General features: G+C 66.2%; 26 protein-coding genes. 17 read left to right on the forward strand and 9 right to left on the reverse strand.

The genetic code is table 11. The features are described from left to right. Window positions 1–362 precede the first annotated feature (362 nt). On the forward strand, window positions 363–1,868 hold the full coding sequence (locus NWF34_RS20045; RefSeq protein WP_258325924.1) for a YdiU family protein: 1,506 nt from the start codon (window positions 363–365) through the stop codon (window positions 1,866–1,868). A 100-nt stretch (window positions 1,869–1,968) separates the two neighbouring features. Here the strand turns inward: NWF34_RS20045 and NWF34_RS25395 are convergent, their stop codons facing one another. After that, entirely contained in the window at window positions 1,969–2,214 is a 246-nt protein-coding gene (locus tag NWF34_RS25395; RefSeq protein WP_309148653.1) for a hypothetical protein, read from the reverse strand. A 190-nt stretch (window positions 2,215–2,404) separates the two neighbouring features. Here NWF34_RS25395 and NWF34_RS20055 point away from each other — a divergent pair, with 190 nt between their 5' ends. The 4 genes from NWF34_RS20055 (at window position 2,405) to NWF34_RS20070 (ending at window position 6,047) form a co-directional block, all read left to right on the forward strand. Continuing rightward, complete coding sequence (locus tag NWF34_RS20055) at window positions 2,405–2,776, forward strand: TraR/DksA C4-type zinc finger protein (RefSeq protein WP_006435605.1); 372 nt, start codon at window positions 2,405–2,407, stop codon at window positions 2,774–2,776. A gap of 147 nt (window positions 2,777–2,923) precedes the next feature. Next, on the forward strand, window positions 2,924–3,967 hold the full coding sequence (locus NWF34_RS20060) for an NAD(P)-dependent alcohol dehydrogenase (protein WP_258325925.1): 1,044 nt from the start codon (window positions 2,924–2,926) through the stop codon (window positions 3,965–3,967). A gap of 114 nt (window positions 3,968–4,081) precedes the next feature. Then, window positions 4,082–4,819, forward strand: a complete 738-nt coding sequence (locus tag NWF34_RS20065) for a 1-acyl-sn-glycerol-3-phosphate acyltransferase (RefSeq protein ID WP_258325926.1) — start codon at window positions 4,082–4,084, stop codon at window positions 4,817–4,819. Window positions 4,820–4,970: 151 nt separating this feature from the next. After that, window positions 4,971–6,047, forward strand: a complete 1,077-nt coding sequence (locus tag NWF34_RS20070) for a YihY/virulence factor BrkB family protein (protein WP_159404994.1) — start codon at window positions 4,971–4,973, stop codon at window positions 6,045–6,047. 4 nt (window positions 6,048–6,051) lie between these two features. Here NWF34_RS20070 and NWF34_RS20075 read toward each other — a convergent pair whose 3' ends face one another. Together NWF34_RS20075 and NWF34_RS20080 are read right to left on the reverse strand one after the other, a co-directional pair. After that, a complete protein-coding gene (locus tag NWF34_RS20075; RefSeq protein ID WP_191834949.1) occupies window positions 6,052–6,837 on the reverse strand; it encodes a thioesterase family protein in 786 nt (261 codons plus the stop codon). A gap of 93 nt (window positions 6,838–6,930) precedes the next feature. Continuing rightward, on the reverse strand, window positions 6,931–7,359 hold the full coding sequence (locus tag NWF34_RS20080; protein ID WP_191834950.1) for a DUF1622 domain-containing protein: 429 nt from the start codon (window positions 7,357–7,359) through the stop codon (window positions 6,931–6,933). A 171-nt stretch (window positions 7,360–7,530) separates the two neighbouring features. On the opposite strand from NWF34_RS20080, the gene NWF34_RS20085 reads away from it, so the two are divergent. From NWF34_RS20085 to NWF34_RS20100, 4 genes are all read left to right on the forward strand, one after another. Further along, on the forward strand, window positions 7,531–8,745 hold the full coding sequence (locus NWF34_RS20085) for a sodium:proton antiporter (protein ID WP_191834951.1): 1,215 nt from the start codon (window positions 7,531–7,533) through the stop codon (window positions 8,743–8,745). A 256-nt stretch (window positions 8,746–9,001) separates the two neighbouring features. After that, window positions 9,002–9,913, forward strand: coding sequence for a haloalkane dehalogenase (locus NWF34_RS20090; protein WP_258325927.1), 912 nt, complete (start codon window positions 9,002–9,004; stop codon window positions 9,911–9,913). Next, entirely contained in the window at window positions 9,910–11,130 is a 1,221-nt protein-coding gene (locus NWF34_RS20095; protein WP_024499263.1) for an oxidoreductase, read from the forward strand. Before NWF34_RS20090 ends, NWF34_RS20095 begins: the two co-directional genes overlap by 4 nt. A 56-nt stretch (window positions 11,131–11,186) precedes the next feature. Next, window positions 11,187–12,509, forward strand: a complete 1,323-nt coding sequence (locus NWF34_RS20100; protein WP_258325928.1) for an LLM class flavin-dependent oxidoreductase — start codon at window positions 11,187–11,189, stop codon at window positions 12,507–12,509. Here NWF34_RS20100 and NWF34_RS20105 read toward each other — a convergent pair. Then, complete coding sequence (locus tag NWF34_RS20105; RefSeq protein ID WP_258325929.1) at window positions 12,468–13,943, reverse strand: NAD(P)/FAD-dependent oxidoreductase; 1,476 nt, start codon at window positions 13,941–13,943, stop codon at window positions 12,468–12,470. The two genes, NWF34_RS20100 and NWF34_RS20105, sit on opposite strands and share 42 nt — an antisense overlap. Window positions 13,944–14,082: 139 nt before the next feature. Continuing rightward, on the reverse strand, window positions 14,083–14,877 hold the full coding sequence (locus NWF34_RS20110; RefSeq protein ID WP_258325930.1) for a hydroxymethylpyrimidine/phosphomethylpyrimidine kinase: 795 nt from the start codon (window positions 14,875–14,877) through the stop codon (window positions 14,083–14,085). A gap of 163 nt (window positions 14,878–15,040) precedes the next feature. Here NWF34_RS20110 and NWF34_RS20115 point away from each other — a divergent pair, with 163 nt between their 5' ends. From NWF34_RS20115 to NWF34_RS20145, 7 genes are all read left to right on the forward strand, one after another. Further along, window positions 15,041–16,189, forward strand: coding sequence for a zinc-dependent alcohol dehydrogenase (locus NWF34_RS20115; protein WP_024499259.1), 1,149 nt, complete (start codon window positions 15,041–15,043; stop codon window positions 16,187–16,189). Between the two features lie 10 nt (window positions 16,190–16,199). Further along, window positions 16,200–16,781 (forward strand): hypothetical protein, encoded by a 582-nt coding sequence (locus NWF34_RS20120; RefSeq protein ID WP_258325931.1) that lies wholly within the window; start codon window positions 16,200–16,202, stop codon window positions 16,779–16,781. A gap of 180 nt (window positions 16,782–16,961) precedes the next feature. Continuing rightward, window positions 16,962–18,167: a lipase family protein gene (locus NWF34_RS20125; RefSeq protein ID WP_258325932.1), complete on the forward strand. Its 1,206-nt coding sequence runs from the start codon at window positions 16,962–16,964 to the stop codon at window positions 18,165–18,167. An 82-nt stretch (window positions 18,168–18,249) separates the two neighbouring features. Beyond that, complete coding sequence (locus NWF34_RS20130; RefSeq protein WP_191834952.1) at window positions 18,250–18,903, forward strand: UdgX family uracil-DNA binding protein; 654 nt, start codon at window positions 18,250–18,252, stop codon at window positions 18,901–18,903. A 351-nt stretch (window positions 18,904–19,254) separates the two neighbouring features. Then, window positions 19,255–19,689 (forward strand): nuclear transport factor 2 family protein, encoded by a 435-nt coding sequence (locus tag NWF34_RS20135; protein ID WP_191834953.1) that lies wholly within the window; start codon window positions 19,255–19,257, stop codon window positions 19,687–19,689. 141 nt (window positions 19,690–19,830) lie between these two features. After that, window positions 19,831–21,153 carry an NAD(P)H-binding protein gene (locus NWF34_RS20140; protein ID WP_191834954.1) on the forward strand — a complete coding sequence of 441 codons (1,323 nt, stop codon included), beginning with the start codon at window positions 19,831–19,833 and terminating at the stop codon, window positions 21,151–21,153. Window positions 21,154–21,284: 131 nt separating this feature from the next. Beyond that, on the forward strand, window positions 21,285–22,301 hold the full coding sequence (locus NWF34_RS20145) for a YihY/virulence factor BrkB family protein (protein WP_024499253.1): 1,017 nt from the start codon (window positions 21,285–21,287) through the stop codon (window positions 22,299–22,301). A 4-nt stretch (window positions 22,302–22,305) separates the two neighbouring features. Here the strand turns inward: NWF34_RS20145 and NWF34_RS20150 are convergent, their stop codons facing one another. The 4 genes from NWF34_RS20150 to NWF34_RS20165 form a co-directional block, all read right to left on the reverse strand. Next, on the reverse strand, window positions 22,306–23,820 hold the full coding sequence (locus NWF34_RS20150; protein WP_024499252.1) for an acetyl-CoA hydrolase/transferase family protein: 1,515 nt from the start codon (window positions 23,818–23,820) through the stop codon (window positions 22,306–22,308). 153 nt (window positions 23,821–23,973) lie between these two features. Next, a complete protein-coding gene (locus tag NWF34_RS20155) occupies window positions 23,974–24,294 on the reverse strand; it encodes a multidrug efflux SMR transporter (protein WP_258325933.1) in 321 nt (106 codons plus the stop codon). 2 nt (window positions 24,295–24,296) lie between these two features. Next, the gene (locus NWF34_RS20160; protein ID WP_258325934.1) at window positions 24,297–24,647 is read right to left on the reverse strand and encodes a multidrug efflux SMR transporter; all 351 of its coding nucleotides are present in this window, start codon (window positions 24,645–24,647) and stop codon (window positions 24,297–24,299) included. 102 nt (window positions 24,648–24,749) lie between these two features. Continuing rightward, window positions 24,750–25,214 carry a DoxX family protein gene (locus NWF34_RS20165; RefSeq protein ID WP_258325935.1) on the reverse strand — a complete coding sequence of 155 codons (465 nt, stop codon included), beginning with the start codon at window positions 25,212–25,214 and terminating at the stop codon, window positions 24,750–24,752. A 115-nt stretch (window positions 25,215–25,329) separates the two neighbouring features. Here NWF34_RS20165 and NWF34_RS20170 point away from each other — a divergent pair, with 115 nt between their 5' ends. Further along, entirely contained in the window at window positions 25,330–25,803 is a 474-nt protein-coding gene (locus tag NWF34_RS20170; protein WP_258325936.1) for a MarR family winged helix-turn-helix transcriptional regulator, read from the forward strand. The last annotated feature ends 18 nt before the right edge of the window (window positions 25,804–25,821 follow it).

Consider the following 25,821-nt stretch of genomic DNA (forward strand, 5'->3'; position numbering starts at 1 on the left):
GCCCAACGACTCAACAGTCGACCACGCAAAACGCTCGACTGGAGAACCCCAGCCGAGCGTCTGCGTGATTTACTTGTACCCGTCTAACCAACCGGTGTTGCGAGGACCCCTAGAATCCGCCACTGGGACGGGCCGACACACCCATCGACCGGCCGTTTCTCGCCGGCTCGTCGGCCCATCCCGGCGGAGCTGTTCACGGGGCCCCGGGGGCCAACGCCGCGCGTGCCGCCCTCGCGCGAAACGGAATGTTCGGTGGGCTCTACCGCATGACCACGAAGTCGCTGCTGAACGTGATCACACGCTGAGGTCGTCCCGGACACCGACGTGACCAGGCGATACGAGGAAGTGGTTACGCTCGAAGAGTGGCTGCCACCGACTCCCCTGCACGCACATCCGACGCGATCACCGGCTTCGAGAGCACTTTCGCCGACGAACTGACGCCTCTCACCGTCGAATGGCGAGGCGCCGACGTCCCCGATCCGCGCCTTCTCGTCGTCAACGACCAGCTCGCGGCCTCGCTGGGTCTCGACGTCGATTCCCTGCGTACAGAAGACGGGATAGCGATCCTCTCCGGCGCGGCCGCGCCCGCCGACGGCAAGCCGGTGGCGACGGCGTACAGCGGTCATCAGTTCGGTGGGTATGCACCGCTATTGGGAGACGGACGCGCCCTCCTGCTCGGCGAGCTCGTGGACGTCGAGGGCCGTCGCGTCGACCTACAGTTGAAAGGCTCGGGGCCGACGCCGTTTTCGCGCGGCGGGGACGGTTTCGCGGTGGTCGGGCCGATGCTTCGCGAGTACCTGGTCAGCGAAGCGATGCATGCACTCGGCGTACCCACCACGCGATCGCTGGCGGTGGTGGCAACGGGCCGCGGGATTCATCGCAACGGCGTCGAGCCGGGAGCGGTACTCGCCCGGGTCGCGGCGAGCCACCTGCGCGTGGGGACCTTCGAGTTCGCGGCGCGGAACGGGAGTGTTCTGCAGCCGCTCGCCGACTATGCAGTCGCGCGCCACTATCCCGACCTCGCCGAATTGCCCACGACCGGCGGCGGGAACCGCTACGCGAAGTTGCTGGAGGGTGTGGTCGAGCGGCAGGCCGCGCTCGTCGCCCAGTGGATGCTGGTCGGGTTCGTGCACGGTGTGATGAACACCGACAACACCACCATCTCCGGGGAAACTATCGACTACGGTCCGTGCGCGTTCATCGACGCCTTCGATCCCGCTGCCGTGTTCAGTTCGATCGACCACGGTGGACGCTACGCCTTCGGGAACCAGCCCGCCGTTCTGAAGTGGAACCTCGCACGTTTCGCTGAAACGCTCCTCACGCTGATCAGTCCGACGCCGGACGATGCGATCGCTGTCGCGACGGCAACGCTGTCGACCTTTGACGCGCACTACGAGCGCCATCTCTACGACGGTTTGTCGGCAAAGCTGGGCCTGGCCGACACCTTCGTCGAGCACGAGGTGATCGACGACCTCCTGACGCTGCTGGCAGCCCATCGGGCCGACTGGACAGGTGCCTTCCGGGCGCTTGCGGAGGAACTCCGTGGACGAAGCACCCCGCTCGACATCCTGCTTCCGCGAGAAGCCTCGACGCCGTGGCTCGCGCGCTGGCGCGAAGCCCTGGCCCGACACGGTCGCGACGAGGCGGCCACCGCCGATGCGATGGACCGCGTGAACCCGCTCTACATCCCGCGCAATCATCTGGTCGACGAGGCGTTGCAGGCCGCGAACGACGGTGACCTCGCGTTGTTCGCGGAACTGCTCGACGTCGTGACCAACCCGTTCGAGCGCCGCGTCGAATGGGTGAAGTACACATCGCCCGCCCCCGAGGAGTTCAACTCGTCGTTCCAGACGTTCTGCGGGACCTGAGCGTCCAGGAGTGTTCCGCGGAACACTCCGGCGGGCCGAAACGGGCTCACGTGTCTGCCGGTTGCGCGACCATGGACGTCATGTGGACGCTCACGAGGGATCAGACCAGCGTCGGCGACTCGCCGGCGACGCGGAATTCGACGGCGGTGGCCCGCTCCATCGGGACGGTGTCGAGCATTGCGGTGGCGAACTCGGCGGGCACTGTCGCCAGCGCTGCTGTCGCCAATTCGGCAGGTACGGCCTCCAGCGCAGGCGTCAGCTCCTCGGCCGGGACCGTCGCGAGTGCGATCGTCGCGGGTTCGGCGGTGACGGCCGCCAGTGCGGTCGTCGCCGGAAGTATGGGCACAGCACTCAGTTTCGGGATCGCCGGAAGCCTCGGCATCGTGGCGAGCCTGCTGTGCCGCGGTTGCGTCGGGTGTGTCGGTTGTATCCGGTGCACCGATTGCATCGGTTGCGTGGGATGCATCAATTGCTCCGGCCTGCGCGGTGCGGTCGGTCTCCGTGACGTGCATGCGTGATGCCTGGGGTCGGTCACGGTGAACAGACCCGACCCGACCGAATCGGAAACATCGCTGATCATCGAACGCGCCCGCACGACGGCGCTCATCGAATCGATGTCCGCGCGGTTGGCCGCCGTCATCGAGGCGACAGCGGACGCTGCCTCCGACGACGAGCACGATCCCGAAGGGACAACGCTCGCCGTCGAGCGAGGCCAGTTGGTGGCCCAGCTCGAGCGGTCACGGGTTCGTCTGGACGAGATCGACGCTGCGCTCGAACGCGTCGGTCGCGGATCGTATGGACGCTGTGAGACCTGCGGCACGGTGATCGACCCCGAGCGGCTCGAGGTTCTTCCCGCGGCCCGGCAGTGTGTGCGTTGCGCGGCGCGGAATCCGTCCCGCCGATGGTGAACCCGACAACGCTGAACCCGACGACGCTGAACCCGACGACGCCAGGTCGAGAAGTTCATGTTGAGTTCGCCGGAAGATACATGCCGTTGCGTCTGGCCGAGTAGACCGGAGGTCGGGTCACTCTCTCCCGGATCGAAAGGTATGCGCATGAAGGCCATTCAGATCGTCAAACCAGGTCAACCCCCGCAATTGCGGGAAGTGGACAAGCCGGTGCCGGGTCCGGGCCAGGTGTTGCTGAAGGTGACGGCCGCCGGAGCGTGCCATTCGGACGACTTCGTGCTCAATCTGCCCGAAGAAGGTTTCGCCTATCCCCTGCCCATGACGCTCGGTCACGAGGGCGCGGGCGTGGTGGCCGAAGTCGGCAGCGGCGTCACGGGTGTCTCCGAAGGCACATCGGTCGCGGTCTACGGGCCGTGGGGCTGCGGCGTCTGCCACTTCTGCTCGCGGGGTCTGGAGAACTACTGCAGCCGGGCGGGCGAACTCGGTATCGCACCACCGGGGCTCGGAAACCCTGGTGCGATGGCCGAGTACCTGCTCGTCGACAACCGGCGGCACCTGGTTCCCCTCGGCGATCTGGACCCGGTGGCCGCGGTACCGCTCACCGACGCCGGCCTCACGCCGTACCACGCGATCAAATCGAGCCTTCCGAAGCTGGTGGGCGGCACGACTGCGGTGGTCATCGGCGCCGGCGGCCTCGGACACGTCGGCATCCAACTGCTTCGTCACCTGACCCCGTCACGGGTGATCGTGCTCGACGTGAACGACGAGAAGCTGGCCTTCGCGCGCGAGGTCGGCGCCCACGAGGTGGTGCTCAGTGACGCCGACGCCGTCGCCAATGTCCGCAAGATCACCGGCGGCGAGGGTGCAACCGCTGTCTTCGACTTCGTCGGTCTGCAGCCCACGATCGACATCGCGATGGGCGTCGTCGGCACCATGGGCGACGTGGTGATCGTCGGTATCGGCGACGGTGTCGCGGCGGCAAAGGTCGGATTCTTCACCCAGCCCTATGAGGTGTCGGTGCGCGCACCGTACTGGGGGGCGCGCGATGAGCTGATCGAGGTGCTCGATCTGGCGCGGGACGGTGTTCTCGAGGTGGCGGTCGAGAAGTTCTTACTCGACGACGGCGTCGAGGCCTACCGACGACTGGCGGCGAATGACCTGCGCGGCCGGGCGGTCGTGGTGCCGGACTGAACACCGTCCGGACGTCACCATGGACGTGTCACCTGCGGTTTCTCGTACTCGAGGCCGCGGGTGACTTTCGTCGTTCGTTGGGCGAAGCCGCTAACCTACGGTACCGTAACTTACGTGGATGTAGAGCTCGCCCAGTCGGAAGCCGTATACGCGCACTACCTGGATCACCAGCAGGACCGCGTACGCGCGAGGCTGATGTACGGGGTGCTCGCCGCCAGGATTCGGCCCGTCGTGCGCTTCACGTCCCGCGATCGTCTGGTTCGTGCGGTCCGAAGCGGCAAGCCGTTGCTGATCGCCGCCAACCATGTCTCCGAGCGCGATCCGCTGGTGCTGGCGGCCGCAGGGTTCCGCTCCCCCATTCGACCCCGGATCGGCCACCTGCGCGTGTTGGCGAAAGACGAACTCTTCGAGGATCCGGAGCAGCGACGAAAGATCGACACCCTGGGCGGTATCCCGGTGTTCCGTCCGAAGGACCACGGCGTCCGAGCGGCTGCGGAGGCCGGACGGCAGATGTTCGGCGTCTGCGTCGAGCGAATGGTCCGCGGTGACAGCATCGCGGTCTTCCCGGAGGGGACCTGCAACGAGGGCGACGTCACCCGTCTGCAGAAACTCGGCACCGGCATCGGTCACATCGCCTATCGGGCGCTGAAGGCCGGGGTCGACGTCTCGCTGGTGTCCGCCGGGATCGCCTACCCGGACCACGGCGACCGTGTACGTCCACGCGTGACCTTTGGGGAACCCGTTGTCCTGGCGGGCTTCAAGGACGAAACGCCGGCTGCACTGACCAGGATCATCCAGGGGGATCTGCAGGGCGTCGTCGACGAGGTGAGTCGGGTCGCTGCCCGGGCCTGAGGTCAGTCCGTCGTGGGCGGCAGATCTTCCCACGACTGGTTACGGTCTCGTGAGGTCGCTTCGGCCGGCTGAGCGCGCCGACCACCTCGCCAATCCTCGCTGGTCGCGGCATGAAGGGTTTGGTCCGCGAACCCCGCGGCTACACCGGGGTATGAGCAAGGATGAGCAGACCAAGGAACCGGACCGGGACGTCGATGTCCGCGACGACCCGGAGCGTGCCGATCCCGACGATCCTCGCAAACCGGAGTCGCCCACCGACCTGACGAAACCGTCACTGATGTTCGTCCTGCGCAAGACGGCTCGCGAGTTCTCCCGCGATCAGTGCACCGACCTCGCCGCCGCACTCACCTACTACTCGGTGCTGTCGTTGTTCCCCGCGCTCCTCGCCATGGTGTCTCTGCTCGGTGTCTTCGGGCAGGGCGAGAAGACCGTCGACGCGGTGCTGACGATGGTCGAAGACCTCGGGCCCTCGGACGCGGTGGACACCCTCCGCGCGCCCGTCGAGCAACTGGTGGCCGCACCGAGTGCCGGTCTCGCGCTCGTGCTCGGTCTCGCCGGCGCCCTGTGGTCGGCGTCGGGGTACGTCGGTGCGTTCGGACGGGCGATGAACCGCATGTACGAGGTCGACGAAGGCCGGCCGATCTGGAAACTGCGGCCCGCCATGCTGTTGGTGACGCTCCTGGCCCTCGTCCTGGCTGCGGCGGTGGCGCTGATGCTTGCCGTCAGCGGGCCGATCGCGCGGTCCATCGGTGACGCCATCGGTTTCGGCAGCACCGCGCTCACGGTGTGGAACATCGTCCGCTGGCCGGTGGTGTTGTTGTTCGTCGTGGTGATCGTCGCGGTCTTGTATTGGGCCACACCGAATGTGAAGCAACCGAAGTTCCGCTGGATCAGCGCGGGCGCGGTCCTCGCGATCGTCACCTGGATCGTGGCGTCGGCGGCGTTCGCTCTCTACGTGTCGAACTTCGGCAGCTACAACAAGACCTACGGAGCACTGGCGGGCGTCATCGTGTTCCTGCTGTGGTTGTGGCTGACGAATCTGGCCCTGCTGTTCGGCGCCGAGTTCGACGCCGAACTCGAGCGGGGTCGACAGCTCCAGGCGGGCATGGCAGCCGAAGAGCGCCTGCAACTTCCGCCCCGCGACACCACTGTCTCGGACAAGAACGAGAAGATCCACCAGGAGTACATCGAGAAGGGGCGCGAATTGCGGAACTCCCGCGGTGGCTGACGGGTCAGGCGAACACCGCGACCGTCTGTGAGGCCTGGATGATCGGCCGGGATGCGCTGTCCCAGAGTGTCATCGACTGGTGCGAGTAGCCGTCACGGGTGAACGTGCTCGACGATTCGAGTAACAACCACTCCGTTGGCTTGGGCACCTCGTCGGTGCAGATGTGCAATGTCCAGCTCATGGTGCTGATGGGTGCCCAGTCGGTGAACACCGCGGTTGTCGCGGGCGGCAGCGCGTCGGCCAGGGCGACGAGCGCGGTCGCCGGATCGACCCCCACGGCGCCACGGTGGCGGACCCAGGCGAGGAATCGCGGCGGCCCGTCGTTGGACATGGGGCCGGCGCCGCCCGCCTTGCGGATGTCGAAGTTGTCCACGAACGCGGGCCGGAGCGAGGACGCCTCCGAGAATGCCTGACAGTCGTCCGGGCCAGGAACCTCGGGTATCACGACGAAATCGTGCGCGATCGCGCTGGGCCGCGGGGCGGCGAAGATCAGCGACGCGTGGGCGGCGACCTGTCCCCCGCTGACGGTCTCCACCGCGACACTCGTTGCCGAGCGGCCCTCGCGAAGACGGCGGGCGGTGATCGTCGCGGCGTCGACGACCGGAGCGCTGAGCAGGAACTGGGCCGACTTGAGCGGCGGGAGCGGGCCCCCCTCGGTCAGCTGCGCTGCGTGCACGGACAGTGCGGCCGTCAAGCCTCCGTAGGCGGTACGACCCTGCGTCCATTCGACGGGCACGACGAAGTCGCAGGTCGGATCGAAACGGGAAACGAGTTCGGCGAGTGTGGGCACGGGGAAGCTCCCTGACGCAATTATGACGATCGGTATACCCGGCGAACGCTACGCTATGGCGGTTTGCATAGGCAACCGCACTCGACCGGTCGGCTACTCCTCGGCCGGCGAACGGGCAGACCTGGCCGCGGCAGCATCGCGCGCCATGGCCTCGCGCATGAGTTGCCCCCCGTTGGTGAGCACCGCACGCCGCCACGGCAGCGTGCCTTCGATCTCGATCTGGATGGACATCGACAACACCGTCCGGATGACCACGATGATGCCGAGGATCACGGCGTCCTCGATGGACGGCTTCGAGGTGATCGTCCGGATGAGATCTGCGGCGACCAGGATCTCGAGACCGAGGAGGATCGCGGACCCCAGTGTGGTTCGTAGCACCGAGAAGGCCTCGCCGCCGCCCTCCTTGCGGGAGAGCGATCGTGCGCCGAGGACGATGGCGATCACAAACCCCACGATCATCGCCAACGCGCCGAGCGCCTCGAAGGCGACGGCGACGGCGGTGAAGACGTCCTCGAAATCCATGTGCGCCAGACTATCCACGTCCGGGGGTTTCCAGAGCATTTCACGGCCTGTCGTGCGTCACGCCTCGATCGTGTGGTTCGGTGTGCACTTGCCACTGACCGACCCGCGCGAGCGTGATGGCCGAGAGCGGTCGGGATACGATTCGTCGGTGTTGGTACGAGGGCGATGTCGATGACCTCCGCTTTGATCGCCATTCTGGTGATCGTCGGGTGGTCGTTTGTGGCGGGCGGGTTGTCCCGGGTCAGGATCTCGGGTGCGTTGCTGATGGTGATCACCGGCATGGTGATCGGACTGACCACCAGCAACCCGATCGGCTATGCACTCGACACCGACGATGCCGAGCCGGCGGTCGAGCTGATCCTGGCGTTGCTGTTGTTCGTCGACGCGATCGAGGTCCGGGGCGGCTACTTCGCCGGCGAACGCCGAACGTCGTTCCGGCTGTTGCTGATTGCGATGCCACTGTCGATCGCGGCGGCCACGCTCCTCGGCCTCGCACTGCTTCCGACCATGTCGGTGGGTGTGGCACTGGCCATCGCCTGTGTTGTTATCCCGATGGACCTGACGCCCGTCTCATCGCTGGTACGCGACCAGCGAATCCCCTCCAGGGTGCGTCACCTGTTGAACATCGAAAGCGGCTACAACGACGGGATCATCGCGCCGGTCTTCATCTTCGCGCTCACGCTCGCCGGCGACCACAAACACGCCTCCTCGCCTGCCGACGCACTGGAACAGGCAGTGCCCTCGGCCCTGTGGGCCGCGCTGGCGGGCAGTGTCATCGGATTCGTCGCGGCTCGACTGACGAACATCTCGGCGCGTCGCGGGCTCGCCACGGAACAGTCGATCAGGATCAGTCTCGTCCTCATCCCGATACTCGCCTACGGATGTTCGGTGCAGCTCGGCGGCAACGGCTTCGTGGCGGCGTTCATCTGCGGTATCGCCTACAAGGCAGCCCGGGCGGACGGGCCCGGTGACGAGCAGCTGCGCCTGGCCGACGACGTCAGTGGCCTCGCCGCACTCACGATGTGGTTTGTGTTCGGTTGCGCAGCCGTCCTGGTCTTCGAGCTCGGATTCGTCTGGCAGCTGGTCGTTCTGGGGATCGCTGCCCTGACGGTCCTGCGGATCGTTCCCGTGTACCTGGCGCTCCTGCGGACCGACCTCGGTCGTCGCGATCGATTACTGGTCGGCGTTCTCGGCCCGCGTGGCACCGCGTCGATCGTGTTCGGTCAACTCGCATTCAACGAATTCGACGGTCTGGTCGCCGACCAGACCCTCTACGCGATGACGGTGACGGTCCTGGCGAGTGTCCTGTTCCACGGCTTCGGCGCGGCTCTCATCGCTCATCGTCTCGGCCGGCGGAACCCGGCTCCGGAGTTGAAGTCCGACTGATTCTTTGACTTGCACGGCGGGTCGATCGCCCGGAGCGGCCGGTCGCTTGCCGGACCGTGACCGTTCCCCTGGGAGCATCACCGCTGCTCGCATACGGTCTGGGCGTCCGGACGGACGCAGCGTGGTCATCTCTGCGGTGGATGTATGGGTCGCATGTCCAGAGTTCCGCTGTCTCACAGCAGCCTTCGTGGATGTGAGAAATGCGTAGAGTTTCTGGCCTATTGGAAATTCATCCAGTTCGTCCAGAGGAATACCGATGACACAGACCTCCCACGCCATCCCGCGCGACGCCTTCGGTCCCGACGCCCGCAGCGTCGACACCGAGGTGCTCGACTCCCACATCCACCACATCGAGCACGGCGATGGGAACCCCATCGTCTTCCTGCACGGCAGCCCCACCAGCTCATACCTCTGGCGTCACGTGTTCACCCGTCTCACCGGACGCGGGCGACTGATCGTTCCGGATCTCATCGGATTCGGGGACTCGGGACGTCCTGACATCGCCTACGAACTCGACGACCACATCCGGTACCTCGACGCCTGGTTCGATGCCCTCGATCTGCGCGATGTGACCCTCGTCGTGCAGGACTACGGCGCCGCCTTCGGAGTCTCCTGGGCTGCACGACATTCCGGCCGCGTCAAGGCCGTCCTCCTGGCCGAGCCGGTCATCCGTGACATCGCGTCAGCGGACCTGCCCGAACCGTTCGTCCAGGCGCAGCAGCTGATCCGGACGCCCGGCGACGGTGAGAAGTTCGTCGTCGAGGACAACCTGTTCCTGACCCAGGTGCTACCCGGTGCCTTCCTCACCCCGCCGGCACAGGAGGACCTCGACGTCTACCTGGCGCCGTTCCCGACCCCCGAGTCGCGCGGCCACCTCATCAAGTTCCCGCGCAACCTGCCCATCGACGGCACTCCCGCCTCGAGCGTCGACTTCCTGGAGCGCAGCGTCGACTGGCTGAAGACCAGCAGTGACGTTCCGAAGCTGCTGCTGACCTTCGAGCCGGGCTTCCTGCTGACCCCGGAGATCCTGTCCTGGGTCACCGAGAACATCGCAGCGCTCGAGGTTCGCGCCGCGGGTGCTGGTGTCCACTTCGTCCAGGAGGAACAGCCCCAGGCCATCGCCGACGGCGTCGTCGACCTGCTCGCGCGTGTCGAGGGAGCGAAATGACCGTCACCGACGCCACGACGACGGCCGACGCGGTACGCCCCGGATCCGCCGAACTCGACGCACTTCTCGAGCGCATCGCCGCAGGCAGCTTCGAGCGCGAACGCACCGACACCGCCCCTTACGAGCAGGTTGCGTGGCTGAAAGAGGCGAGGATCGGTGCGTATCGGCTGCCGGTCGCCGACGGCGGTGGCGGTGCGACCGTCCGCGAGTTGTTCGACCTCGTCATCCGGCTGAGCAAGGCCGACTCCAATCTGGGCCACCTGCTGCGTGCCCATTTCGGGACGGTCGAGGACATCCTGCTGTGGCCGGAGTCGCCCCGGCGCCGTCTGTGGTTGGAGCGGGTCGCGGCCGGTGAACTGATCGGCAACGGCAACAACGAACTCGGCAACAAGCACGCCGGTGATTTCGCCAAGTCGACGACGTTCACGCCCGACGGTGACGGCTACCGACTGGACGGCGTGAAGTACTACTCCACCGGAACCCTGTACGCCGAACACACTTTCGTCACGGGTGTGACCTCCGAGGGCGTCCCGGTCCAGGCGTTGCTGTCGCTGAGCCGTGCGGGCATCACCGTCGAGGACGACTGGGACGGATTTGGTCAGGCCCTCACCGGAACGGGCACAACCCGTTTCCAGGGCGTTCGCGTCGAAGCCGACGAGGTCGCTCTCCCGCCGGAGGACCTCAGCACGATCCCGCGCTGGCATCTCGGACCGTTCTATCAGCATTACCTGAACGCCGTCGTCGCCGGCAACGCTCTCGCCGTCGCCGACGACGCCGTTGAACTCATCCGTGGTCGACGACGCAGCTTCACCCATGGCTCGGCCGACCTACCGCGAGAGGATCCGGTGCTGCTCGAGGTGGTCGGCGAGATCCACTCCCTCGCCTACGCCACGGAGTCGCTGGTGCTCGACGCCGCCGACGTCCTGGGCCGGATTCCCGCAACGGTGGTCGACGGCGTGACCGATGACGGCGTCGTGCACGAGGCCGCCCTGCGCGCGTCTCAGGTACAGGTTGTCGTCGACGATCTGGCGCTGCGGGCGGCCGCCCTGCTGTTCGACGTCGGTGGGGCGTCGGCGGTGAAGCGGTCGGCGAACCTCGACCGGCATTGGCGCAACATCCGGACCGTGGCGTCGCACAATCCGACTCGGTTCAAGAATCGTGCCATCGGCGAGCTCGTCGTCAACGACGTCACCCTCCCCGACAACACGTACTTCTGATCGCAACCGCCAACACTCACCGCAGCACCCACACGACAAGGAACACCGCGTCAGCCATGGCCGATCGTCGCCAGATGAACCTCAATCTCTTCATCCTCTCGTCGGGACATCATGAGGCGGCCTGGCGCCATCCGGCCTCGACGCCCGAGCGGATGTTCGAGCCCGACTTCTACCTGGGTCTGGCCCGGGCAGCGGAGGCGGCGACACTCGACGCGGTGTTCCTTGCCGACATACCGAAACTCGACGCCAACATCGAGTTCAACGCGGCCGGCCGCCTCGACCCGCTGCTGACGCTGGCGACCGTCGCCGGCGGGACCGAACGCATCGGTCTCATCGCGACGGCCTCCACCACCTACTCCTACCCGTGGCAGCTCGCCCGAGCCCTCTCGACACTCGACCATCTGTCTCGCGGCCGTGCCGCGTGGAACATCGTCACCACCGACTCCCCCGACGCCGCACGGAATTTCGGGTTGAACGGGAATCCGGACGCCGCGCTGCGGTATGAACGCGCGGAAGCCTTCGTCGAGGCGGTCGAAGCGCTGTGGGACTCATGGGACGACGATGCGGTCGTGCTCGACCGAGCGGCCGGACGGTACGTGGACCCGAGCCGCATCCATCATCCGAACATCGCCGGCCCCCATCTGAAAGTCGCCGGCGCGCTCACCACGCCGCGTCCGCCGCAAGGACACCCCGTCCTGGTACAGGCGGGTTCGTCCGACCATGGCCGCGTGTTCGCGGCGCGACATGCCGAGGCGATCTTCACTGCTCAGCAACGCATCGAGGATGCGCAGGCCTTTTACCGGGACGTCAAGAGCAGAGCCTTCGATCTCGGCCGAAACCCCGACCACATCAAGATCCTGCCGGGACTCAGCCCGTTCATCGGTGGCACCGAGGAGGAGGCTCGCCGACTCGAGCGGGAGTTCAACGAACTGACGATTCCCGCTTTCGGTCTCATGCAGCTCAAGGACTTCGCCTACGTCGACCTCGACGATCTGGACCTCGACGCGCCCGTACCGATCGAGGCGTTCGGCGACGCGGGCGACGTCACGAACAACAAGAAGTCGCGAACGCAGGTGTACGCCGACATCGTCCGTCGCGAGAAGCCGACACTTCGGCAGTTGCTGCACAAGCTCGCCGGTGCCCGCGGTCACCGCGTCGTCGCCGGTACCCCCGAGCAAGTCGCGGACACGATGACGGACTGGTTCCACAACCGCGCGGCCGACGGCTTCAACGTCATGCCGCCATTTCTCCCCGGTGGGTTCGACGTGTTCGCCGAGACCGTGGTACCGATCCTGCGCCGCCGTGGCCTGTTCCGAGAGGGCTACGAAGGCATGACGCTACGCGAGCACCTCGGTCTGCCGCGCCCGGGCAAACCGTAGGTTCTCGTCGGCGACATCGCCTTTGAACAGACGACGGTCGGTGTAATAGCTCATCGACATCACCCACGGTGCGCGTGGTCCCTGTTTCGGCAGGGTGTCGAGAGCACGCTGGACGTAGCCGGCGCCGAAGTCGAGCAGCGGGCGAGTGGGCATGTCCGGGTCGGCGACCGCCCACACCGCGTCGTGGCCGTGAGAGTCCATGTAGCCGAGCAGCTTACAGAAGTACTGGCAGAGCAACCCGATCTTCAGTGTCCAGGACGCATTGGTGTAGCCGATCGCCAGCGCGAAGTTCGGCACCCCGGACAGCATGATCCCGCGGTACACGACGGTGTCCGGCAGTGAGACGGACTCTCCGTCGACGGTGAGCTCGATACCGCCGATGATCTTGATGTTGAGACCTGTTGCGGTGACGATGATGTCGGCCTCGAGTTCGGCACCGCTCTCCAGGAGGATGCCGGTCTCGGTGAAGGATGCGATCCGATCGGTGACGATCGAGGCCTTGCCCGCCCGGATGGTGCGGAAGAGATCGGCATCGGGCACCACGCACAGCCGCTGATCCCACGGGTCGTAGGGCGGATTGAAGTGCACGTCGACCGGAAAGTCGTCCGGCAGCTGAGACTGGTTGATCTTCCGGATCATCCGCCGGGCGACCTGCGGGAACCGCTGGCACAGTTCGAACAGGATTCGCTGCTGCGCGACGTTCTTCTGCCGGGTCAGTGCGTATCCGCGCTCGTCGCCGAAGATCCGCTTCAGAGCGTTGGCGAGGGCGTCCTCCCGGGGCAGCGGGATGACATAGGTGGGCGTGCGCTGCAGCATCGTCACATGCGCGGTCTCGTCGGCCATCGCGGGGAGTAGCGTCACGGCGGTCGCGCCGCTTCCGATCACCACCACTCGCTTGCCTGCGTAGTCGAGATCCTCCGGCCAGTGTTGCGGATGAACGATCTGACCGCGGAACCGATCCTGTCCGGCGAAGTCGGGACTGAACCCCTCGTCGTAGTCGTAGTAGCCGGAACCGCAGAAGATCCACCGCGCGCTGATCTGCGTCCGTTCACTGGTATCGGCCCGTTCGATGTCGACCAGCCACCGTGCTTCGTCCGAGGACCAGGCGGCGGACACGACCTTGTGGTGGTACCGGATGTGGCCGGCCAGGTCGTTGTCCTCGATCGTGTCGTGCAGGTAGTCGAGAATCCGCGGGGCGTCGGCGATCGCCTGCTTGTCCGTCCATGGCTTGAACTCGTAGCCGAACGTGTGCAGGTCCGAGTCCGAGCGAATGCCGGGATAACGGAAGAGGTCCCAGGTGCCACCGGCGGCCCCGCGGGCCTCGACGATCGTGAACGTCTTCGACGGCTGCTCGGACCGCAGATAGTGGGCGGCGCCGATCCCCGAGATCCCGGCTCCGATGATGAGGACGTCGACGCGGTCTGCTGCGGTCACTGTTCACTCCTGGCTGTCCGACGCGGTGCTGTCTCCAGGATGCCAGCTCCGACAAGCCCACCACTTTTCGGCAAACCCAGCACCTATCAGGGTGGAGATTCTGCCGAAAAATGGTGGGTTCACGCCACGGCGCGGAGTGCTACTGCTGCCCGTGCCAGACGGCGTCGAACGGTGCGGTCGAGCCGAGGCGGCCGACGATCCCCGCATGGGTGTACTCCTTGGCCGCGCGCACCGCGTCGAGCACATCGGCGCCCTTGGTCAGCTCGGCGGTCGTCGCTGCGGCGAACACACATCCCGCACCGGAGACCCGCTCGTCGCCCACCTTGGGTGCGCGCAGGATGGTGATGTCCGTACCGTCGAAGACGACGTCGACGGCCTCGTCACCGGCGAGTCCGACCCCGCCCTTGACGATCACGTACTTCGGTCCGAGATCGGCGATACGACGAGCCGCTTCGGCGAGGTCGTCGATGCTGGTCAGCTCGTCCATGCCGGCGAGCGTTGCCGCCTCGAACAGATTGGGGGTCACGACGGTGGCCAGCGGGAGGATCTCCGCGCGCAGGGCGTTGTCGGTGTCGAGGGCGGCGCCGGGTTCCTGACCCTTGCAGATCAGGACGGGGTCGACGACCACGTGCCGCCACGACCTCGATGCCAGTGCCTCGGCGACCGTCGAGATGGTCGCGGGCGTGCCCAGCATGCCGATCTTGACGACGTCCGGTTCGTGCGCGACGGTGGCGGCCTCGATCTGGTCGGCGATCACGCCGGCCTCGATCGGGACGAAACGGTGACCCCAGCCGGCCTGGGGGTCGAAGGACACGATGCAGGTGATGGTCCCGACGCCGTAGGTGCCGAGCTGGGCGAAAGTCCGGAGGTCGGCCTGGATTCCCGCACCACCCGTCGCCTCGGAACCGGCGATCACATACGACACCACAGACATTGCTCGATCCTTTCGGGGTTCTGGATGAACCGGGTCTTTTCTACACCCCCGACCGGATCCACCTGCACAGGAGTCGGCCGTGGCGACGTCTCGGCCGTGAGGTTTGCCCGAAAAGCGGCCGGGTATCCGACGCCGCATGACAGCGTCGACGAGCACCGACACGATGCGTGCCATGGTCTATCGGGGGCCGTACAAGGTTCGTGTCGAGCAGAAGCCCATTCCCCGCATCGAACATCCCAACGACGCGATCGTCCGGGTCACCCACGCCGCCATCTGCGGCTCCGATCTGCACCTCTATCACGGCATGATGCCCGACACCCGACCCGGCATGACGTTCGGTCATGAGTTCATCGGTGTTGTCGAGTCCGTCGGCGGGTCGGTACAGAACCTGAAGGTCGGCGACCGCGTGATGGTGCCGTTCAACATCTACTGCGGCACCTGCTTCTTCTGCGCTCGAGGCCTCTATTCCAACTGCCACAACGTGAATCCCAACGCGACCGCGGTCGGTGGGATCTACGGGTACTCGCACACCTGCGGCGGATACGACGGCGGGCAGGCCGAGTTCGTCCGGGTTCCCTTCGCCGACGTCGGTCCCAGCGTGATCCCGGACTGGATGGACCCCGAAGACGCACTACTCCTCACAGATGCGCTGTCCACGGGATACTTCGGCGCGCAGCTCGCCGACATCCGACAGGGCGAGACGGTCATCGTGTTCGGTGCGGGTCCGGTCGGGTTGTACGCGGCGCGGTCGGCGTGGTTCATGGGTGCCGGGCGGGTCATCGTCGTCGACCACCTGCAGTACCGTCTCGACAAGGCCGAGACCTTCGCATATGCGGAGACCTACAACTTCGCCCACTACGACGACATCATCGTCCATCTGAAGAACATCACCGACAACATCGGTGCGGACCGCGTGATCGACGCGGTGGGGGCCGAGGCAGACGGCAACTTCCTGCAACACGTCACCGCCGCCAAGCTCAAGCTCCAGGGCGGTTCACCGGTGGCCCTGAACTGGGCCATCGACTCCGTTCGCAAGGGCGGCACGGTATCGGTGATGGGCGCGTACGGCCCGATCTTCAGCGCCGTGAAGTTCGGCGATGCGTTGAACAAGGGCCTGACGATCAACATGAACCAGTGCCCGGTCAAGCGCCAGTGGCCGCGCCTGTTCGAACACATCCGCAACGGCTACTTCAAGCCGAATGACATAGTCACACACCGCATTCCGCTCGAGCACATCGCCGACGGCTATCACATCTTCTCGTCGAAGCTGGACGGATGCATCAAGCCCATCATCGTCGCCGACGCCGGCTGAGGAGAAGCGCATGCCTGCCTACCCAGCGAACCGACCCAACGATCCGGACACCACCGACCTCGTCAACCGCATCCCGGGCTGGGGCGTCGATGCCGATCCGGCCTCCCGGCCCGCGGTCCCGGAGGAACTGCCGGTCGGGCCCGCTCCCGGTGTGCACTGGGAGGTACCGGAGGATCAGCCCCACCGTGAGGCGAGGGAACGATCTAACGAACATGCCTTCCTGACACCGGTTTTCGGTACGTCGACCCCGGCCAGCGGTCTGTCGGGAGTGATCCGGCGATCCGCTTATCGGTTCAGCGAGGGTCGTGCGGCGCACTGGCTGATCCTGATCGGGGCCGATCGTGTCGGCGTGGTCGAGGCGCGACTCCGCTCGGTCGCGGCCGGCCGGCCCGACAATCCGATCACCGAGACCGGCATCCGGACGGAGGTCAGCCATCACGGCTGGAGTTCGCGGGTGGGGCGTGAACGCGTCGACAACAACCATGCCTGGCTCGATCCGATCCTGGTCGGCGGGCCGTGGGTCGCCGCCGCGGCAGCGGCCGGACTGGTGTCGCGCGCGATCCTGCGGGGCGAGCGGTCACGGAGTCGCTGAGCAGGCCCTCGGGCACCGGAGCGACACGGATTTCCCCAAACCCCGGACATGAGGCGCCGAGACCGGACTAATGGACTCATGTCCATCGGGGGTCGACCACGCAGTTTCTCGCGCACTCACATCCGCGTCCTGACGCGCGATCACAGGCGTTTCCCGACACGGCGTCGACGCTTGCGCTCCGTGCTGACAGCGTGCACGGCGGCCTCCGCGTTGGCATTCGGCGGTGCCGGCCAGGTGGCCGCCGACCCCTACCCCGGCTTCTACGACCCGCCACCGGCCTTCGACACCCGCCCCGGATCGCTGATCCGGTCGGCGCCGTCGTACGCGGCGATCATCCCGTTCACCGGCGCGAACATCGACGCCCGGACCACCACGGTGATGTACGCGAGTACCGGCGCGCGGAACCGTCCGACTGCCGTGACCGGCAGTGTCCTCGTCCCCCGATCGCCCTGGACCGGACGCGGCGAGCGTCCGGTCGTGGTGGTGGGGTCCGGGACCATCGGTGCCGGCGATCAATGCGCGCCCTCGCGACTGTTGCGGTACGGGCAGGCGTACGAGGAGCTCGCGATCGGGGCGCTCCTCGCGAACGGTTATGCGGTGGCGCTGACCGACTACGAGGGACTCGGCACGCCCGGTGATCACCCCTACCTCAACCGCAGGTCGCTGGGGACGTCGATGCTGGACATGGCGCGTGTGGCACGCAACCCGAAGTTCGGGGTGAGCGCCCAGGCCCCGGTCGCGTTGTGGGGCTACTCAGAGGGAGGCTTCGCGGCCGGCTCCGCCGCCGAACTCGCCGGGTCGTACGCTCCCGAACTCCCGATCTTCGGCGCCTTCGCCGGTGCCCCGGCACCGGATCTGGCAGATCTGGCACGACTCGGGGACGGGAGCCTTCTCGGGGGTGGTGTCGGCTGGGTGGTCAACGGCTTCATGGCCGCCTACCCCGAACGACGTGCGGAGTTCCTCTCCGTGTTCAACCCCCTCGGCCGGAACGTTCTGCGACAGGTCAACTCGTACTGTGTGTTCGATGTGCTCCGGATGAATCCGTTCGTGCCCACGACCTTCTACACCAGGGATGGCCGTCCCATCGCCACCCATCTGCGCAAGGAGCCGTGGCGGACGGCGGTGAACGACCAGCGTCTGGGCCGTGTCGCGCCGCGGATGCCGATCCTGGTGAGTCAGAACCGTGGCGACGACGTGGTCGATGCGCGCGGTACCGATCGGATGGTGCGGTCCTGGCGTGCACAGGGTGCGGACGTCACCGTCGAGACGATGAATCTCCCGCTGGTGTTGCCGGGGACCTTCCTCGGACACGGGATCGGATTGACCTCCGAGCTCGCGGCCCTGTCCTGGCTGAACGGCAAGGCAGCCGCCCTGCCCGCGCGGTGACCGAGGTGCGATGACCGAGGTGTGATGTCCTACGCCTCCGGGTATGTCCACTTTCGTTCGCACAGCCGCCGGAAGGAACGTCATGGCATTCCCTGGGGCAGAACGGTTCCTGCCGGACTCGCACGATCTCGACGACCTGGTCGAGGCCGCCCGCACGTGCCGCGGCTGCGACCTCTACAAGGCGGCTGATCAGACCGTCTTCGGAGCCGGATCTCCGGGTTCGACGATCATGTTCGTCGGCGAACAACCCGGGGATCAGGAGGATCGGGCGGGCAAACCGTTCGTCGGTCCGGCGGGACGGGTGTTCGATCGTGCCTTGGACGCCGCCGAGATCGATCGCGAACTCACCTACGTCACCAATGCGGTGAAGCATTTCAAGTTCACGCGCGCGGCCGGCCAGAAACGTCGAATCCACGACAAGCCGTCGCGAACCGAAGTGGTGGCGTGCCGACCGTGGTTGCTGGCCGAACTCGACGCCGTCGCACCCCGAATCGTGGTGTGCCTCGGCGCGACCGCGGCCCAGGCGTTGCTCGGGAGCACGTTCCGGCTGACCCGGCACCGGGGCGAACGATTCGATCTGGCCGCCGACGGTGATGTCGGACCTAACTACGCCGTGGACGTGCTGGCGACCGTCCACCCGTCGTCGATCCTGCGCGGACCGTCGGACAAACGTGACCGGGCCTTCGACGAGTTCGTCGCCGACCTGCGGGTGGTGCGGGAACTGCTGCAACCCTGATCTTCCATCGCCGGCCGAACGGTGACGATCGAGCGAAGCGGCGTACCTATTGCGAAACGTTCTCCAGCACTGTGTAACTCGGGTCCTCACGATGAAATCCATGAAGCCTGTCCCTGGAACGTTGCGCCGAACTCCCTGACGGGAGTCTGGAGGTGTCTATAGTCGGCAGGGTGCGGCCATGACGTGGTGGAACGGCCGTCGCCCGTCGATTGGTTCGAGATGTCTGACCTGGTGGCAGATTGGCCGGGCCGACGACCGAAGTGCCTCTGCCCCACCGCGGATCGGCTTCCGTCCGAACCACTGACCACGACCTCGCATCGCCCGTGGCGGTGCGCACAGAAACGGAGAGCCGTGAACACCTCAGAGATCGCCGACCGGTTCGAGATCGCCGACACGCTGTACAGATATGCCCGCGCGGTCGACACGAAGGACTGGGATCTGTGGCGCTCGGTGTTCACTGCCGACGCCACGGTCGACTATTCCTCGGCGCCCGCCGGTCGATCGGGAAGCCGCGACGAGATCGCCGCGTGGCTGGAGGAGAGCTTCGCATTCGTCACGGTCAGCCAACACTTCATCACCAACATCGAATACTCCTTCGAGGGCGACCGCGCCCAGGTCCGCGCGATGTTCTACAACCCCATGCAGTTCGTGGGGATGACCGAACTCAGCACGTGCGGCGGGAACTATCACCACTCGATGGTGCGCACCGAAACGGGCTGGCGGAGCGAACGCCTGCACGAAGAGAGCCTCTGGTTCGTCAATTCGCCCCTTGCGCAGGACGACTGACGATGCGACGCGACGCCGTCCGGCGTTACCGACCTGTGGCCAGAGGGAACGATCCGGCACCAACACCTGGCGACGGGCCCGGCGTCGAGGTTTCCGCTCCTAGCCTGAGGGGTAACGCCCGAAGGCACACAGAGGAGTCATGTGAACGACACGCGAACCTGTCTGGTCACCGGAGCGACCGGCTACGTCGGGGGCCGGCTGGCACCCCGATTGCTCGACCGCGGTCACCGTGTCCGTGCGCTGGCCCGGACACCGTCGAAGCTGGCCGACGCGCCGTGGACGGCCGACCCGCGTGCAGAGGTCGTCCAGGGTGACCTGTCGGACCGTGACTCACTGGTGGCGGCCTTCGACGGCGTCGACGTCGTCTATCACCTGGTTCATTCGATGAGCACCGACGCAGACTTCGCAACCGAAGAGCGACGCTCTGCTGAGAACGTGGTGGCAGCTGCACAGGAGTGCGGCGTGTCCCGGATCGTCTATCTGGGTGGGTTGCATCCAGAGGGAACCGAACTGTCCGAACACCTGGCATCGCGGGCCGAGGTCGGCGACATCCTCATCGAGTCGCCGGTCGAAGCCGTCGCGCTGCAGGCCGGAACCCTCATCGGGTCCGGATCGGCGTCGTTCGAACTCATCCGCCACCTCACCGAGCGGTTGCCGGCGATGACGACACCGCGGTGGGTCAGCAACAAGATCCAGCCCATTGCCGTCTCCGACGCGATGCACTACCTCGTCGAGGCCGCGACCGCGGAGGTCCCGTCGTCTCGAACCTGGGACATCGGCGGACCGGATGTGCTGGAGTACGGCGACATGATGCGGATCTACGCACAGGTCGCCGGGCTCCGCCCGCGGACGATGGTCGTCCTTCCGTTCCTCACACCGTCGGTGGCGAGTCGTTGGGTCCGCTTCGTGACACCTATCCGGGGAAAGATCGCCCGGCCGCTGATCGAGTCGCTGGAATGCGACGCCGTCTGCCGAAACCGCGACATCGACTCGATCATCCCCCGCCCACCGGGCGGGTTGACGCCGTACAGCCGCGCAGTCGCCGAGACACTGAACCGGGCCGAACGTGGTGCCGCACCGGCGACGTGGGCGAAGGCCGCCGCGGATGTGCCTGCTTCCGAACCGATCCCGACCGACCCCGACTGGGCCGGAGAAGAGGTGTTCGAGACGAGTACGACGACCGTCGAGAACGGATCCGCCGACGAGATCTGGGATTCCCTCGAGCGGCGCGGGCAGGTGGTCGGCGAGAAGCGTCCCGAGTTCCTGCGCGTTCGGGTGAGCGAGGACTCACGCGGGAACGGGTTCATCGAATACGCGTTGCGCGACCTCGGTGGCGATTCCCCACGTACCGAGGTGACCACCACCTGCCGCTTCTTTCCCCACGGGATCGTCGGACTCGCCTACTGGCGACTCGGAGGTCCGTTTCGCGCACTCGGTGTGCCGTCCGCGGATCCGTTTCACTGAGGCGCAGATCGGATTCGCCGACCAACGGACCGGGCTACCGGGGATCGGGCGTCTCACGGGATACAGTCAGCGGACCCGCCGATCGGGCGGTGCCAGCACGACCGGGCGGACGACGAGCAGAAGGTGATCGGGTGTCGCTGTCGGAACGGATCGACGACTTCCAGCGACGTCATCCGGCGACCGGGTTCCCACTGGCGGTGATCTACAAGTTCGTCGACGATCAGGGCGCGTACCTGGCAGCACTCTGCACCTATTACGCGTTCATCTCCCTGTTCCCGCTGCTGTTGTTGTTCTCGACGATCCTGGGCATCGTGCTCGCCGACAATCCGGAACTGCAGGAGCGGATCCTGGACTCGGCGATGAGTCAGATCCCGGTCATCGGGAGCCAGCTCGGAGAGCCCGAGAAGCTCAGCGGCGGGATCCCGGCCCTCGTGATCGGTGTGCTCGTCTCGCTGTACGGCGGTCTGGGTGTCGCCGTCGCGGCCCAGAATGCGATGAACACGATCTGGGCAGTGCCACGCAACGAACGACCGGACCCGATCTTCGTGCGTCTGCGCGGCCTGGTGCTGCTGTCGACGGTCGGCCTCGCCGTCATCGGACTGACCGTTGTCAACGGCCTCGCCGCCGGTATCGAGCTGGGCGTCGTCGGACGCTGGTTCGCGATTCTCGGCTCTGTCGTGCTGAGCACGTCCGTCTTCATCGTGGCGTTCCGTTTCGGTACCGCTCGAGCCCTGTCGGTGCGCGACGTCCTACCCGGTGCGCTGGCGGCCGCGGCGTGCTGGCAGGCGATCCAGACCTTCGGCGCGGTGTACGTCGCACGCGTCATCGCCAACGCGAGCTCCACCAACGGCGTCTTCGCCATCGTTCTCGGGCTGCTCGCGTTTCTCTATGTGACCTCGATCGTGCTGGTGTTCTGCCTCGAAGCCAATTCCGTACGAGTGGATCACCTGTATCCGCGATCGCTGCTGACACCGTTCACCGACAACGTCATCCTCACCGAAGGCGACGAGGCCGCCTACTCGGCGCAGGTCAGGGCGCAGCGGAACAAGGGGTTTCAGGCGATCGACGTGACTTTCGACAACCCACGCGAGGACCGCACGAACGGGGAGGACGCCCCGGGTGGTCAGGGTGGAGACGATTCGCGCTGAGTCCTCAGCGCATGGAGCCGGTCTCCAGGTACCGCTGATGGAAGCTGAACGCCTCACCGAGGATGTGCGGGGTCTGGCCGGCGGCCGGCATCGCCTCGGCGCGGACGAAGTAATCGTTCAGCATCGGCCGGAACTCCGGGTGCGCACATTTCTCGATGATCAGGGGCGCGCGGCGTCGCGGCGACAGGCCACGTAGGTCGGCCAACCCGTGTTCGGTGACGATCACCTGGCAGTCGTGTTCGGTGTGGTCGACGTGTGGCGTCATCGGCACGATCGACGAGATCGCGCCGTCGCGGGCCGTCGACGGACTCAGGAACAACGACACATAACCGTTGCGGGCGAAGTCACCCGACCCGCCGATGCCGTTCATGATCCTGGTGCCCATCACGTGCGTCGAGTTCACGTTGCCGTAGATGTCGGCCTCGAGCATGCCGTTCATCGCGATCACACCGAGACGGCGGACGACCTCGGGATGGTTGCTGATCTCCTGCGGACGCAGGGTGATGTGGTTCCGGTAGAAGTCGATGTTGGACGTCAGTTCCTCGATACCCGCCTCGCTCAGTGCCAGTGCGGTCGACGACGCGTGTGAGACGGTCCCGTCCTTGATCAGCCGCAGCATGCTGTCCTGGATGACCTCGGAATAGCAGGTCAGTCCCTTGTAGGGGCCGCGGTCCAGACCGCCGAGCACGGCGTTGGCGACGTTGCCGATACCTGCTTGCAGAGGAAGCAGCGTGTCGGCGGGTAGCCGGCCGTTGCGGACCTCGTAGTCGAAGAAGTCGAGGACGTGACCGGCGATCGCCTCACTGATGGCGTCGGGCGGGGTCACGGGGCTGGCGCTGTCGCGGTGGTCGGTCTCCACGACGGCGACGACCTTGGCCGGGTCGACCCGGAAGGTCGGCTGGCCGATCCGGTCCTGTACGCGGGTCAGCGGGATCGGCTTGCGGTTGGGCGGAAGTGCCGTGCCGTAGTACACGTCGTGCATTCCCTCGACGCCCGCGGGTACCCACGAGTTGACCTCGAGGATGACCTTCTCGGCCACGTCGAGCCAGGTCTTGTTGTTGCCGATGGACGCGGACGGAATCAGCTCCCCCGATTCGGTGATTCCGGCAACCTCGACGACGGCGACGTCGACTTTGCCGTAGTAGCCCACCCACACCTGCTGGGCCACGTGGGACAGGTGTATGTCGACGTAGTCCATCCGACCGTCGTTGATGCGTTTACGGGCGGTGGCCTCCGACTGGTACGGCATCCGCAGTGCGATGCCGTCGACCTCGGTGAGGAGGCGTTCGGTCTCGGTCGAGACCGAGGCGCCGGTCAGCAGGTTGATGGTGAAATTCGAACCTGTCGCCCGGGCTCCCCTGATCTTGTCCGCGAGGGCGGGGATGATCACCTTCGGTGTTCCGGCACTGGCAAATCCGCTGATCGCCACGGTGTCGTCGGGCTGGATGAACTGCACTGCGTCGTCGGCGGACATCACCTTCGACGCGTATGCGGTGCTGCGAATACGTCCCGACGGCACGGAACTACCTACGGTGGGGGTCACGTCCCTCAGGATAAGCGCAGGTCGAAATGATCACGGTCACGGATGACCGAGGCATGTCGATCGCGGCATGGTATGAGGCGTCGGGTGAGTTGCTCGGGTGAGTTGGTCGGTTGACCTGTCCGGTAGGTCTCAGTGCACAGCGCCCAGCTCGACGAGCAGCACTCCCACGACGATGACTCCGATGCCGGCCAGCACCCGGGGGGTGAGTCTTTCCCGGAACAGGAAGTGGGCTGCGATGGCGGTCGCCGCCACGCCGGCCGCCGCCCAGATCCCATAGGCGACGCCGAGCGGGATTCCCTGACGAAGTGCGACTGTCAGTGCGACGAAGGCGGTGAGATAGCCGACCACCACGATCCCGTAGAACCGCGGTCGCCCGTCGGTGGCCACGCGGAGTGCGAGCGTGGCACTGACCTCCGCCACGATCGCCAGGATGACGAAGACGTACCCCACGTTCAGGCCTCGTCGATCATCGCGGCGACCGGTGCGTGGGACGAGGACCCGGATTCGACGAGCACGACGCCGATCATGATGCACACGATCCCCACCGCCATGACGGGACTGAACGCCTCATCGAAGATCAGGGCGGCGAGCACCGCCGTCAGGGCGACGCCGGCCGCCGACCACACGCCGTACGCGACGCCGATCCCCATCCCCCGCTTCAGGACTGCGGCCAGCAGCATGAAGGCCGTCGCGTAGCCGACGACCACCACGAGGTAGAGGACCGGGAGTGATTCCGAGCCTTTGAGAGACAACGTCGCGGCGACCTCGGACACGATCGCGCCGATGAGGAGGATCCAGGGCAATGGGGTTCCTTCGACGGTTGAGGGACTTCGCGCGAAATCTACCCCGCCAACCGCTCGGACCCGCAGCCTGGGCTGCGGGTCCGAAAACGGGTGTGTGTGCGGTCAGTTGGCGGAGCCGACCGTCGTCGCCGGACGGTTGCCGTCGACGGCGAGCCAGGGTGCCTTGGTGCCGAGGATCGCGTCGATGCTGAGACGGCCTGCGCCGACCACGGCCAGCAGAAGCGCGCCGGCGCCGAGTGCCAGCACGAGTTCATAGCCGCCGTCGGAGGCCCAGATGCCGTTGTCGATGTGGGCGATGAACAGCGCGCCCAGCATGTCGAGGAAGAACAGCAGGCCGACGACCGGGGTGAGCAGACCGGCGATCAGAGCGATACCGCCGAGGATCTCGAGCCAGGTGACGAGGAACGCCGAGATCGCGGGCAGTGGAACGTCCATCATCTCGAACCCGGCTTTGGGGCCGGCCCACCCGTTCTGCTGGAACTTCTGCAGGCCATGGGCCAGGAAAACGGCGCCGAATGCGACGCGTGCGAGGAGGATTCCCACGCTGCGGACGATGGGACTGGACATGGAAAACCGCCTTGAGCTCGAGGATTCACTTGATGTGTCAATTGATGAACCTAGGACCAATGAGTTGATGAGTCAAGTGAAGCTTCAAGTAATGGAGATCGGATAGACTGCGCGAATGTCCGGTGAGCAGGAGCCCAGATGGCTCGACGACGAGGAGATGGACGCCTGGATTCAGGTGGCCACGGCGCTGGCTCGGCTCCCCCATGCGCTCGACGCTCAGCTGCTCCGGGATGCGCAGCTCACCCACTTCGAATACGAGGTCCTCTCCGCGTTGTCCGAAGCGCCCGACCGTACGTTGCGGATGAGTGAGCTCGCCGAGATGTCCTATGGTTCCCTGTCGCGTCTCTCCCATGTCGTGGGTCGGCTGGAGAAACGAGAATGGGTGCGCCGCCATCAGTGCCCGGAGGACGGTCGCTTCACGAATGCGGTTCTGACAGAAGCGGGTTGGGAGAAGGTCGTGGCTACTGCGCCCGGTTATGTCGCCAATGTGCGTCGGCTCGTCGTCGACCGCGTGACCCGTGCGCAGTTGCGTCAGGTGTCAGCGATCGGGCGACGCGTCAACGACAGCGACGAACCCGGCAGGCGCTGACGGTCGTCCACGGCTCGC

The organism is Gordonia sp. GONU (genome assembly GCF_024733855.1).
Taxonomy (GTDB): domain Bacteria; phylum Actinomycetota; class Actinomycetes; order Mycobacteriales; family Mycobacteriaceae; genus Gordonia; species Gordonia amicalis.